Source organism: Pseudomonas sp. AM14(2022) (assembly GCF_036346455.1).
GTDB classification, from domain to species: domain Bacteria; phylum Pseudomonadota; class Gammaproteobacteria; order Pseudomonadales; family Pseudomonadaceae; genus Aquipseudomonas; species Aquipseudomonas putida_A.
This window is the reverse complement of record NZ_JAOTNY010000027.1, coordinates 20612-32938: the sequence shown is the minus strand read 5'-3', so window position 1 is coordinate 32938 and position 12327 is coordinate 20612. Positions and strand designations below refer to the sequence as shown.

The following is a 12327-nucleotide window of genomic DNA, read 5'->3' as shown; positions in this document are numbered from 1 at the left end:
GCGCAGGGTGCCCCAGCCCTGATGCTCGGTGATCAGCCGATCCTGCCGGTCGTATTCAAAGGCCAGCGGATGTTGCTGGCCGTCATCGACCCCGGTCAAACGGCCCAGGCGGTCATAGGTGTAAGCCACCTCAACCCCGTCGGGCAGGGTTTTCAGCAGCAGACGCCCGGCCGCATCACGCGCATAGGTGGTGACCAGCGTCGAGCCGTCATCACCGAACTCGGTCTTCTCCAGCAGGTGCCCGTTGCGGTCGTAGGCGTAGGCGGTGCGCCGGCCGTCGAAGCCGGTTTCCTGTCGGATCAATCCGGTTGGCGTGTAGTCCAGGCGGTACTTTTCCCCGGACTCGTTCTCGATTTCCGTGAGCAGCAATTGCGCATGGTCGTAGCGGTACTGCACCCGCGTGCCGTCGGGATTGATCTTGCGCGAGACGAGGTGCAGGTCGTCGTCATACTCGTAGCGGGTGATGTGCCCGAGTTCGTCGCGCTCGGCAGTGACCTGGCCGTAAGCGCCATAGCTGTAGGCACGGGTAGCGCCCGTAGGAAAGGTCGTCTGAATTAGTCGGCCAACCGCATCCCACTGCTGGCGGGTGATCGCGCCGTGTTCGTCGCAAGTGGTCGTCCGTCGCCCCAGCGCATCGTAGGAAAAGCGCCGCACACCACCGTCGGGCAGGGTTTCCTCGATCAGTTGCCCGAGGTCGTTCCACGACAACTTGTGCCGGCTGGTGTCCGGGTAGCGGATCGACAGCAACTGCCCGCGCGTGTCGTAGTAGTAATGGGTGACCTGACCGTCGGGATCGACCGCCTCGGTGACATCGCCCTCGGCGTTGCGCCGAAACGTCCACACTGCCTCGCCGCGAGAACGGCTGTGCAGGAAACCGTTGCGGTACTCGTAGGACGTTGGCTCATCGTCCGGCGGAAGCAGCGCGATCAGCCGTCCGACGTCGTCGTAGCGGTATTCGGTGACCGCGCCCAGCGGATCCTGCTCGGCGATCAGCCGGCCCTGATCGTCATAAACCTTGAGGTGCTCACCGCCATCGGCCTCGACCTTGCGCACCAGCCGTGCGCTGTCGTCGTGGACGTAGGTTTTTTCGCTGCCATCGACGTAGTGCACCGCGACGCTGCCGTCATCGGCCCAGACGTAACGGGTGTCCATCTGCGCGAACGACGCCCAGTGGCGCACGCAACGCGCCGACTTGCCCGAGCGTTCCCATTCCCAGAAAAAGCTCGCGCCACCGGTCAGCTGCCGCTGCAGGATGACGTGCTGATCGTCGTAGTCGTAACGCTCGCTGTCACCGACCGCGTTGGTCGCAGCCAACAACCGCTGACGGGCGTCGTAGCAATAACTGACCAGCGTTTGCTCGGTGCGCCAGCCATCAACCTCAAGCACCTGGTAATCAACCGCGACCAGATGCGCCCGGTCATAGCGCAATAACAGCGAGCGCCCGGCGCCATTGTCCAAGCGGAAAATCCGCTGCTGCTGATCGCGAGAAACGGTCAGCCGATTGCCATACGCATCACTGACCGCCACCAACCGCCCGGCACGAAAGTGATAAAACCGCGCCGCATCCCCCGCCAGCGCGAGGATCAGTTCCTCCGGCTCATCGCCGAGAAAAATCGCCGCCCGCGACAGACTGTTGTGAATCGCCGGCCGCTCAACGCTGGGCAACGGAAACCGCGTGCGGCGGTTCTCGTGATCGACCCAGACCACCGCCTCGCCATCAAACTCCAGCCGATGCGCCAGCGAATGGCTCCAGCCAAACCCCAGCCCGACATCGATTTCCACCGCGCTGGTGCGGTACAACCGGGTGAACTCGAACGGCAACACCCCATCGAGCGTGCCGTCGGTCAGGGTCAGCAGTTCTTCACCGGTGACCATCGACACCGGACAGCCGTTGGTGCAGGTCAGCGGCGCGCAGTCGGCGCTGTCGCCGTTGGGGTTTTGCGCTTGATCGGGAGCGTTATCGTGATGCTCGTTTTTCTGCAGGGCGGCATTGCGTTTCGCATCCCAGCGCAGTTGCATGCGGCCCTTTTTCACTCCGGCGGCAATGCCCCGCGCTGCGACAGTTTTGTATTGGTCAACGTAATGAATGAACGTGTTGACGATGCCGAACATCGCCTTGACCAGGCGTTTCACAACCGAGAGCAACTGGGCGGCGCGATCCGCCAGGCGTAGCGTCAGATAAGCGATCCCGGCGCCAGCCCCGACGAATGTCAACACAACGCCGATCAGCACATCGATCAGCACCTGCACGATCATCATCGACGCCGTTTCAGCGGTTTTGCCGGCGATCTGGCTGGGCGGCAGCATCTCCAGCCAGAGACTCGCCGCACGCAACAGCAAACACAGCGCCGCTTCATCGCTGACCAGCAACTGCAGCTTTTGCATGACATCCGGAGCTGATTCTGCGAGGCGGATCAGATCAGCCGCGCCGCTTCCCAGCCGCTCGGCAAATGCGCCTGGATCCTTGAGAATCTCCGACAGCATGCCGATGCTGTCCCATACCCCCTCGATCGCCGCCCAGCTCCCGGCGAGCATGCCGTTGCCCGCCGCAGTCGCCACCGACTGCGACCACTGCGGCTTGAACCCCTGCCACTCGCTGCGCAACCAGCCATCCAGCTCGCCGGTCAAGCCGTCGTAGGACTGGAACAGCGCCTCGATCTGCTCCGGGGTAACGTCGCTGTGCACCTGCACGCGATAGAACTTGCCTGGCGTACCGGCGAATGTTCCCCGGCCTTGCGCATCAAGTGCGACGGGGGAGGTTTGGCCATCATCCACCGCGACCACATCCACCACGATGTCGCCCAACGGAATGTCGTACACCGACTCGAATTTGCTCTCGATCGCCAGCACCCCGCTTTTCGGGCACTGCACGACGCCGGTGGCAAACTCACTGTCGCCCGTGCTGACCGCGGTGAGGCGATCACCAAAGCGGATAACCCGCTCCATGCCCATCAGCGACGGCAGGTCCGCCGCGTGGCTGACCTAGTCGACCGCTTTGCTGAACCAATGCTCAAGCTGCTGGCGATAGAGGCTGAGGGAGTCGGGGAAGCTGTCGAGTTCCTGCTCGATACGGCTGACGGCTTCCATCAGCGCACGCGACGATGCGGGGTGGAATGAAAAACCGGGTCAAACATGAGCGTTCCCTCGCGCAAAAATTAGGCGCGGGGACTTTGCGGGGGATCAATCAGGAAAGAAGTCAGGCGAGTAGGTGTTTGCTGTAGGACTAATCTGCAAAAGGCTGATTACTACAAAACGTATAGCGATAAACGCAAACGTGGCGTGAGGTTTCCCTCACGCCACGTTTATCGAGCGAAACAAAATGATTTACCGGGTTTAATCCCGAGCGCTCAACTCTTTGAGTTTGAGCTCGGCCAACGGGTGGCCGGCCTTGGCGGCCAGCGTCCACCAGCGTGCCGCTTCGGCCGGATCCGGCGCGTTGCTCGGCGTACCGGCCAAGCTGATCACGCCGACCTGATAAGCCGCTTTGCCATCACCGGCAAGCGCCGCCAGACGCAACAGCCGCACACCCTCTTCGCGGGCACCCAGGCCAACCCCGCGAAACGTCAGAATGTGCCCATAAAAGCTTTGCGCGCCGACATCGCCAAGATTGGCCATGCGCGCAAACTGCCCTTCGAGCCAGCGCCAGCCCCTGGGCTGGCGGACAAACCACGACCAGTGAAACAGCCTGCGGGCCAACCAGTAACTGGCCGACGCCTTGAGTCGTAAGAACACTCAGGCCTCCGCCGATTCCGGGTACTCGTATTCGAACACCCTGACCACTTCCGACGCATGCCAGGAGGCAGCCGCGACGCCATCGGAGGGCCCGGAGAAGCGTCCCAGGCGCTCGACACATTCAAAAAAACCGGTACGTGGCAAACGGCTGGCACCCTGGCTGATCACCAGCGAACTGCGCAACGGCTGTTCAGCCTTGGCGTCCAGCGCGGCCAGATGCTCAAGTGCCGCGGTCAGCGTCTGCATCGCCGGCGTCGGCAGTTGCAAACGTTCGAGCAAGGCTCGATAGGTCAACAGATGGCGCTGCCTGCGCGCTTGATCCAGCTCCCCGAGCAATCCGTCCCAATGTTGACGACTGATGCGTACGCTCACGATTCATCCCTCCAACCCGGCACCGTCAGTTCCCAGGCCAGGCTGCGACGAATCGCGGCGTCAGGTTGACGCTCGCCGCTTTCGATCATGGCCAGATAAGACGGGCTGATGCCTACCGTGCGGGCCAGCGCCTCGATGGCGATGCCCTTCCCTTCGCGCAAACTGCGTAGTTGATCCAGACCTGGAAGAATCGGGTCTGGCGTTGCGGCGGCCGGCGCTAGCGCCTGCTGCTGCGGTGTTTCGTTGATGCCTGCTGCTTTCAGTAGAGCCTGATACTGAACCCATGGCAGAACCGCATATTCGGGTTCGCCATCGCGTGCAATTATCTGAATATCCATGACTACCCCGTAGGACAACAACACTTAGCGAGTCGGCACTTTTCCCTAGAAGTGTAATCCTAACAGCGGCCAAGGTCGCGGGGGGTATCTATCTGTCTGCAGGCGGGGTGAATCAGGGCTTTTTCGGGCCCTGAAGCTGAAGTAGCTCGGGGGTATCAGGCAGGCGCTCGACCACCGCGAGTTTTTCCGGCTGCTGGCGGTTGCGCCAGAGCCGAAAAGCATTGAGCTCATCGTCGAGGGTTTTCATCAGCCAGGCCAGAACGGCGATGTCATCGAGCATACCGAACACCGGAATGAAATCCGGAATCGCATCCACCGGGCTGAGGAAGTACATCAGGCCCGCCACCACCGAGACGATGGCTTTCGGGCTGATCGCTCGGTATTCGCCACGCCAGTATGCAAGACACAGTGCCTGGAGCAAACGCAGATCTTCCTTGAGTTTGCCAAGGCGATTGCCTTGCGCCGCTCCTTTGCTCGCCACCGCGAACAACAGGGTCGGCAGACGCCCACGCGCCAGCAATCGACCGGCGAGGGGCAGAAATCGGGCGAAATTCCACGGCGCTTTCATCTATTTCTCCCGCTGAAATGTTATCCACACAAATTGTGGATAACCTTGTGAACAGAGCTGCATTTCAGCGCTGAAAGCCCCGTTTTATAAGGGCCGCGCTCAGATCGGGCGTTTTTTACTCACATAAAAAACCCCAATATTTCATTGACTTGGCGGCTCAGGGCGTCTAGCGCTGGCAGCCTCAATCTCTAGGACTGCTGTAAGCGCCATCCGTTCGCTCTGTTTACCGCCAGCATCGTCCAGATGCAACAACGCCCCGCATATGCGAGGCGTTGTCTTCGAAGCTACAGCCGATTACTTGGCGGCGGCGTCTTCTTTGGCAGGATCCTTGATGGCCAGCAGTTCCAGGTCGAAGACCAGAACCGAGTTGGCCGGGATTGCCGGGCTTGGCGATTGCGCGCCGTAAGCCAGATCGCTAGGAATGTACAGTTTGTACTTCTCGCCAACGTGCATCAGTTGCAGACCTTCAACCCAACCCGGGATCACGCCGCTGACCGGCAGATCAATCGGGCTGCCACGTTCAACAGAGCTGTCGAACACGGTGCCGTTGGTCAGCTTGCCGGTGTAGTGAACAGTCACGACGTCGGTAGGCTTAGGCTGTGGGCCGTCGGCTTTCTTGACCACTTCGTACTGCAGACCGGACGCGGTGGTGGTGACACCAGGCTTTTTGCCGTTTTCTTCGAGGAATTTCTTGCCAGCGGCTGCCGACTCTTCGCTCATCTTGGCCATGCGCTCTTCAGCACGCTTTTGCAGCGCGGCGAAGGCTTCGACCAGTTCTTCGTCTTTCAGCTTCTGTTCTTTCTTGCCGACGGCATCTTCGATGCCCTGGGCTACCGCTTTGGAGTCCAGATCATCCATGCCTTCCTGAGCAAGGCTCTTGCCCATGTTCAGGCCGATACCGTAGGAAGCTTTTTGCGCCGGGGTTTTCAGCTCTACGCTGGTCTGCGAATCACAACCCGCGAGGACCAGGCTAACCAGGGCTACCGCCGCCGCCAACCGATGCTGTTTCATGCTATTTCCTTGTTCATGCGCCGAAAGGGCAATCGAGTAAAGCCGCGAGCTTATCAGGCCGCCACGACCAATGGCTACCGGCATGAGAGCAGGAAATGTCCGATAAGTTCAGGGATTAAAACGCATTCAGGCCAAGGGACGATGAAGCTTCTGTCATCTGGAGCTGACAAGGGATGATGAGACTTCCTACGACAGTTGGCGTAATGGCCACTTGCCGCACCTGCAACAGCTGAGGCATAACAAGGCAACAACTCGACAAGGATGTTTATCTTGCGCCTCTTATACCGTGTGCTGGCACTGATCATTGTGCTGCTGGGCCTGGCTCTGGCAGTGATTCTGTACTACGTCGCCAACCCGAAACTGCCCTTCTATACCCCCGCCCAACAGGTGCATTACCTGCAGCAGTGGAGCGAGGAGGAACGCCAGACCTACTACTTCACGCCGCAGGGCACACAGGTCAAAGGCCTGCGCTATGAATGGTTCGAGGCGCTGGAACTGCCCTTCTCTCAGCAGCGTTTCGCGTCCCCGGAATACCTCGCACGCTTCGGTTTTCTGGTTGATCCACAGCAGAAAGCCACGTCGAACAACCCCGGCAATCTGCCGGTCGGCTTCGCCCGCCACGCGAATCCCGGTGGCAGCGAGCAATATCTCGATATCACCTGCGCTGCTTGCCACACTGGCGAATTGCGCTTCAAGGGCCAGGCCGTGCGAATTGACGGTGGTTCGGCGCAGCATGTCTTGCCTTCCAGCGTTCCTACATTGCGCGGTGGCAGTTTCGGACAAGCCTTGGTCGCGAGTCTGGCCTCGACTTACTACAACCCATGGAAATTCGAACGCTTCGCCAGAAATGTTCTGGGCGATGACTACGAGACACGCCAGGAGCAACTGCGCAAAGACTTCAAGCAATCGCTGAACACCTTCCTCAAAGTCGCCTGGAACGACACGCATCGCGGCCTCTACCCGACCGAAGAAGGCCCGGGCCGCACCGACGCATTCGGCCGCATCGCCAACGCCACCTTCGGCGACGCGATCTCCCCCGCTAACTACCGCGTGGCCAACGCACCGGTGGACTACCCGCAACTGTGGGACATGTGGACGTTCGACTGGGTGCAGTGGAACGGCTCGGCGCAGCAACCGATGGCGCGCAATATCGGTGAGGCACTGGGGGTCGGCGCCACGCTGAATTTCTTCGACAACAACGGCCAGCCGCTGCAGGGCGATGCGCGTTATGCCTCGAGTGTGCGCGTGCGCGATCTGCACCAAATCGAAGAAACCCTGCAACGCCTGCAACCGCCGGCCTGGCCGGAGGGTGTCCTGGGCGCCATCGACAAACCGCTGGCCGCCGAGGGCCGCGCTCTATTTGAGGAGAACTGCGCCGGTTGCCACGTGCCGCGCAAGACCCAGGAGGGCGAGCGCTGGGTGCAGCATTTGCACATGCTGCCGGTGGAGGTGATCGGCACCGATCCGAATGCGGCGACCAACATTGCCAACCACCGTTTCGACCTGACGCCGCTGCAATGGGATCTGAAGGAGCTTGAGCAGATGGATGTGAAGCTGCATCCAACGCCCAAAGAGCCATTGGATCTGAGCCAGCTATCGGTGGCCAAGGGCCTGGCTTACGTCACCGCATTCGTCGAAAACCGCGCTTATCGCGAGGCTGGTGTCACCCCTCAGGAAAAGCCAAAACTTGATGGCTTCGGTCTGCCGATCGGCGTGCGCGAAAAAGTCGCTTACAAGGCCAGACCATTGGCCGGGGTTTGGGCCACTGCGCCGTTTCTGCACAACGGTTCAGTACCGAGCCTTTATCAACTGCTGTCACCGCAGGATGAGCGCGCCACGACGTTCTATAAAGGTTCGTTCGAATATGACCCGCGCCATCTGGGGTATCGCACCGAAGCCTTTACTAATGGCTTTCTGTTCGACACGCGGATTAGCGGCAACCACAACAGCGGTCATGAATTCCGCGCCGGCGAGCGTGGTAATGGGGTCATCGGCCGACTGCTGCAACCAGAAGAACGCTGGGCCTTGCTGGAGTACCTGAAAGTACTGGGCGGACCGTTGGAGGCGCAATTGCCATGATGATCAACCCGTACAAAAGACCGTCGATGTTCGCCCGCGTCTGGTTATGGCTGGGGCGCCTGCTGGGCAAAGCCCTACTGACATTGCTGATTATCGGCCTGCTGGGCTGGGCCATCGCCAGCGCGTGGTTCGCCTGGCAACACAGAGGTCCGGTGTCAGCGCAGGAACAGGTTCCCGCCGGTGAAGCAGCGATGACCCAGGACGTGTTCCAGACCGCCGTACGCATCGTCGATCAACATCGCGAAAGCACGCGTTATCTGCGCGACGCGCATGCCAAGGCCCATGGTTGCGTGAAAGCCGAAGTGACGGTGCTGCCGGAACTGACACCTGCGTTGCGCCAAGGCGTATTCAGTGAGCCGGGCAAAACCTGGCAGGCGATGATTCGCCTTTCCAATGGCAACGCCTACCCGCAGTTCGACAGCATCCGCGATGCCCGGGGCATGGCAATCAAGCTGCTCGATGTGCCCGGCAAACCATTGCTCGGCGACCGTCAGCAGCGCCACGAGCAAGACTTCGTGATGTTCAGCCACCCGAACTTCTTTGTCAGCGATGTCGCCGAGTATCGTCAGAATGTGGCGGCTCAGGCTGACGGCAAAAAGATCATGGCGTTCTTTCCTGGCTGGGATCCGCGCAACTGGCAGATCCGCCACCTGTTCATCGCCTTGGCGACCCTGGCGCCGCCACCGAACAGCCCGACGGCGACCACGTACTTTTCGGTATCGCCCTACAAATTCGGGGAGGCAAATGCGAAGTTCCGTGTCGCGCCGGATCCGGACAATTGCCCGGCGTATGCCCTGCTCCCGCAAAACCACGACCTGCCGAATTTCCTGCGCAGCGCCTTGAACCAGCAACTGTCGACGGATCGGGTGCCAGCGTGTTTTGTACTGCAGATTCAGCGCCAGGACGCGAACAAGTACATGCCGATCGAGGACACCAGCATCGAATGGCGCGAACAGGATTCACCGTTCGAAAGTGTGGCGCGAATCACTCTGCCTGCGCAGGACTTCGACACACCGGCGTTGAATCTGGCGTGTGACAACCTGTCGTTCAACCCGTGGTTTGGTATCGAGGCGCATCGGCCAATTGGCGGGATCAACCGCTTGCGCAAAGCGGTGTATGAGGCGGTGAGCGATTATCGGCACAGTCGCAATGCCGAATAGAGATGACGAGGAGATGATTTGTGGTGAGGGGATTTATCCCCGATGGGATGCGAAGCAGCCCCAGCTTCAAGATTTTGGGCCTGCTGCGCAGGCCATCGGGGATAAATCCCCTCGCCACACAGGCATTGCAGAAATGCTCAAATCGCAGACAGCAAAAAGCCCGCACTTGGCGGGCTTTCTGTGGTGACCTGGCGTTCAGTGGGTCCAGGTGACCGAATATGGCGCAGCGGACGGGACTCGAACCCGCGACCCCCGGCGTGACAGGCCGGTATTCTAACCGACTGAACTACCGCTGCGCGAAACGCTTGAAACGAATGGTGGGTGATGACGGGATCGAACCGCCGACATTCTGCTTGTAAGGCAGACGCTCTCCCAGCTGAGCTAATCACCCTTCGCTTCGTTACGGGGCGCATTATGCCACAAGTTTTCGTAATGTGTTGATTTAATTGAAGTTTTTTTCAAAAAAATCCGAAAACCGGTGAAACGACACAAACCCGATGGAACAAGGTACAAATTTGAGACAGAAAAAAACCCGCTTTAGCGGGTTTTTCCGTGGTGACCTGGCGTTCAGTGGTCCAGGTTACCGAATATGGCGCAGCGGACGGGACTCGAACCCGCGACCCCCGGCGTGACAGGCCGGTATTCTAACCGACTGAACTACCGCTGCGCTAAACACTTGAAACGAATGGTGGGTGATGACGGGATCGAACCGCCGACATTCTGCTTGTAAGGCAGACGCTCTCCCAGCTGAGCTAATCACCCTTCGCTTCGGTGTGGCGCGCATTCTACGGAGCGACCCAACCTCTGGCAAGCACTTTTTTAATTAATTTTCTCAGGCCTTCCAAAGGCTTAGAGAAGGGTTGGCCTATGACCCGGCGAAGACAATAATGCCCCCCTTTGTATAAAGGAGAGACTCACCCCATGTGGTTCAAAAACCTGCTTATCTATCGCCTGACCCAAGACCTGCCTGTCGATGCCGAGGCGCTGGAAACTGCACTGGCCACCAAACTGGCGCGTCCATGTGCAAGCCAGGAGTTGACCACCTACGGTTTCGTCGCGCCGTTCGGCAAAGGCGAAGATGCGCCACTGGTGCATGTCAGCGGTGACTTCCTGCTGATCGCTGCGCGTAAAGAAGAACGCATTCTGCCGGGCAGCGTCGTGCGCGACGCGGTAAAGGAAAAGGTCGAAGAGATCGAAGCCGAGCAGATGCGCAAGGTCTATAAGAAGGAACGCGATCAGATCAAGGATGAAATCATCCAGGCGTTCCTGCCGCGCGCCTTTATCCGTCGCTCGTCGACCTTCGCCGCCATCGCGCCGAAACAGGGTCTGATTCTGGTCAACTCGGCCAGCCCGAAACGTGCCGAAGACCTGCTTTCCACAATGCGTGAAGTGCTCGGCACCCTGCCCGTGCGTCCGCTGACCGTGAAAACCGCGCCGACCGCCGTGATGACCGAATGGGTCACCACCCAGCAAGCCGCCCCGGACTTCTTCGTTCTGGACGAGTGCGAGCTGCGCGACACCCACGAAGACGGCGGCATCGTGCGTTGCAAGCGTCAGGATCTGACCAGCGAAGAAATCCAGCTGCACCTGAGCACCGGCAAAGTAGTCACCCAATTGTCGCTGGCCTGGCAGGACAAACTGTCGTTCATGCTCGACGACAAGATGACCGTCAAACGCCTGAAGTTCGAAGACCTGCTGCAGGATCAGGCGGAACAGGACGGCGGCGACGAAGCGCTGGGCCAACTGGACGCCAGCTTCACCCTGATGATGCTGACCTTCGGCGACTTCCTGCCGGCACTGGTGGAAGCGTTGGGCGGTGAAGAGACTCCGCAGGGGATCTAAAACCCTTGTGAAATCCCAATGTGGGAGCGGGCTTGCTCGCGAAAGCGGTGTGTCATTCAACATTAACCTGACTGACCCGCCGCTTTCGCGAGCAAGCCCGCTCCCACAATTGGTTTTGTGGTGTAACTAATAATAAGGATCGGGCCATGCGCGCACTGGCTGCACTGAGCCGCTTTGTCGGCAATACCTTCGCTTACTGGGTTCTGATTTTCGCGGTGATCGCGTTCCTGAAACCGGCGTGGTTCCTCGACCTCAAAGGCGCAATCGTGCCGCTGCTGGGGCTGGTGATGTTCGGCATGGGCCTGACCCTCAAACTCGATGACTTCGCTGCCGTCGCCCGCCATCCGTGGCGTGTGGCGTTGGGCGTGGTCGCACATTTCGTGATCATGCCCGGCGTGGCGTGGTTGCTCTGCCAGATCTTCCATCTGCCACCGGAAATCGCGGTCGGAGTGATTCTGGTCGGCTGCTGCCCAAGCGGCACCTCTTCCAACGTCATGACCTGGCTGGCCCGCGGCGATCTGGCGCTGTCGGTGGCGATTGCCGCCGTCACCACCCTCCTCGCTCCGTTGCTGACCCCGGCGCTGATCTGGCTGCTGGCTTCGGCGTGGTTGCCGGTTTCGTTCATGGAATTGTTCTGGTCGATTCTGCAAGTGGTGCTGCTGCCGATCGTGCTCGGCGTGGTCGCGCAACGCGTGCTCGGCGACAGGGTGCGCCACGCGGTGGACGTGCTGCCACTGGTGTCGGTGGTCAGCATTGTGATCATCGTCACCGCCGTAGTAGCTGCCAGTCAGGCGAAGATTGCCGAATCCGGGCTGCTGATCATGGCCGTGGTGATGCTGCACAACAGCTTCGGCTACTTGCTGGGTTACTTCACCGGGCGCCTGTTCAAGTTGCCACTGGCGCAGCGCAAGTCGCTGGCGCTGGAAGTCGGCATGCAGAACTCGGGGTTGGGCGCGGCCTTGGCCAGCGCGCACTTTTCGCCGCTGGCGGCGGTGCCGAGCGCGTTGTTCAGCGTCTGGCACAACATTTCCGGGGCGTTGCTCTCGACGTACTTCCGGCGCATGAGCGAGAAAGAAGACCGTGAGGCGCTGGCGCAGCAGCCGGCCGACTGACCGGCAAACTTGATCCCCGGATTAATGCTCGGCAGACTGTTGCGCTACGCGGGGACGACCCTGCGGCTCGATCGAGTTATCAATCTGGGGACGGCCCCGTCAATCGATGGAGG

At 60.2% G+C, this 12327-nt stretch carries 9 protein-coding genes, 4 tRNA genes and 1 pseudogene; 4 read left to right on the top strand and 10 right to left on the bottom strand.

What is annotated here, in order from left to right:
* From V3W27_RS27475 to V3W27_RS27450, 6 genes and pseudogenes are all read right to left on the bottom strand, one after another.
* Positions 1-3087 (bottom strand): annotated as a pseudogene (locus V3W27_RS27475) (DUF6531 domain-containing protein); the annotation flags it as partial.
* Positions 3088-3333: 246 nt separating this feature from the next.
* The gene (locus tag V3W27_RS27470; protein ID WP_330208022.1) at positions 3334-3732 is read right to left on the bottom strand and encodes a sel1 repeat family protein; all 399 of its coding nucleotides are present in this window, start codon (positions 3730-3732) and stop codon (positions 3334-3336) included.
* Complete coding sequence (locus V3W27_RS27465) at positions 3733-4104, bottom strand: hypothetical protein (RefSeq protein ID WP_003223109.1); 372 nt, start codon at positions 4102-4104, stop codon at positions 3733-3735.
* On the bottom strand, positions 4101-4442 hold the full coding sequence (locus V3W27_RS27460; protein WP_330208021.1) for a helix-turn-helix domain-containing protein: 342 nt from the start codon (positions 4440-4442) through the stop codon (positions 4101-4103). The genes V3W27_RS27465 and V3W27_RS27460 overlap by 4 nt, the downstream gene beginning before the upstream one ends.
* A 112-nt stretch (positions 4443-4554) precedes the next feature.
* Positions 4555-5010, bottom strand: a complete 456-nt coding sequence (locus tag V3W27_RS27455; protein WP_096797729.1) for a YkvA family protein — start codon at positions 5008-5010, stop codon at positions 4555-4557.
* Positions 5011-5304: 294 nt separating this feature from the next.
* Positions 5305-6021 (bottom strand): FKBP-type peptidyl-prolyl cis-trans isomerase, encoded by a 717-nt coding sequence (locus V3W27_RS27450; protein ID WP_007966725.1) that lies wholly within the window; start codon positions 6019-6021, stop codon positions 5305-5307.
* Positions 6022-6291: 270 nt separating this feature from the next.
* Between V3W27_RS27450 and V3W27_RS27445 the strand changes: the two genes are divergently transcribed.
* Both V3W27_RS27445 and V3W27_RS27440 read left to right on the top strand, forming a co-directional pair.
* Positions 6292-8100 (top strand): di-heme-cytochrome C peroxidase, encoded by a 1809-nt coding sequence (locus V3W27_RS27445; RefSeq protein ID WP_330208020.1) that lies wholly within the window; start codon positions 6292-6294, stop codon positions 8098-8100.
* The gene (locus V3W27_RS27440; protein ID WP_442962679.1) at positions 8097-9260 is read left to right on the top strand and encodes a catalase family protein; all 1164 of its coding nucleotides are present in this window, start codon (positions 8097-8099) and stop codon (positions 9258-9260) included. The genes V3W27_RS27445 and V3W27_RS27440 overlap by 4 nt, the downstream gene beginning before the upstream one ends.
* Positions 9261-9479: 219 nt before the next feature.
* Here the strand turns inward: V3W27_RS27440 and V3W27_RS27435 are convergent.
* The 4 genes from V3W27_RS27435 to V3W27_RS27420 form a co-directional block, all read right to left on the bottom strand.
* Positions 9480-9556: transfer RNA gene (locus V3W27_RS27435), tRNA-Asp, on the bottom strand.
* A 19-nt stretch (positions 9557-9575) separates the two neighbouring features.
* Positions 9576-9651, bottom strand: a tRNA-Val gene (locus tag V3W27_RS27430).
* Between the two features lie 199 nt (positions 9652-9850).
* Positions 9851-9927 (bottom strand) — tRNA-Asp (locus tag V3W27_RS27425).
* A 19-nt stretch (positions 9928-9946) separates the two neighbouring features.
* Positions 9947-10022 (bottom strand) — tRNA-Val (locus tag V3W27_RS27420).
* A gap of 159 nt (positions 10023-10181) precedes the next feature.
* Here V3W27_RS27420 and rdgC point away from each other — a divergent pair.
* Together rdgC and V3W27_RS27410 are read left to right on the top strand one after the other, a co-directional pair.
* Positions 10182-11102: a recombination-associated protein RdgC gene (rdgC, locus tag V3W27_RS27415; RefSeq protein WP_003223096.1), complete on the top strand. Its 921-nt coding sequence runs from the start codon at positions 10182-10184 to the stop codon at positions 11100-11102.
* Positions 11103-11248: 146 nt separating this feature from the next.
* On the top strand, positions 11249-12214 hold the full coding sequence (locus tag V3W27_RS27410) for a bile acid:sodium symporter family protein (protein ID WP_330208019.1): 966 nt from the start codon (positions 11249-11251) through the stop codon (positions 12212-12214).
* Positions 12215-12327 lie beyond the last annotated feature (113 nt).

Coding starts and splice junctions, on each gene's coding strand:
- V3W27_RS27460 (WP_330208021.1), bottom strand. CDS start 4,442: ATGGATATTCAGATAATTGCACGCGATGGCGAACCCGAATATGCGGTT.
- V3W27_RS27455 (WP_096797729.1), bottom strand. CDS start 5,010: ATGAAAGCGCCGTGGAATTTCGCCCGATTTCTGCCCCTCGCCGGTCGA.
- V3W27_RS27450 (WP_007966725.1), bottom strand. CDS start 6,021: ATGAAACAGCATCGGTTGGCGGCGGCGGTAGCCCTGGTTAGCCTGGTC.
- V3W27_RS27440 (WP_442962679.1), top strand. CDS start 8,097: ATGATGATCAACCCGTACAAAAGACCGTCGATGTTCGCCCGCGTCTGG.
- rdgC (WP_003223096.1), top strand. CDS start 10,182: ATGTGGTTCAAAAACCTGCTTATCTATCGCCTGACCCAAGACCTGCCT.
- V3W27_RS27410 (WP_330208019.1), top strand. CDS start 11,249: ATGCGCGCACTGGCTGCACTGAGCCGCTTTGTCGGCAATACCTTCGCT.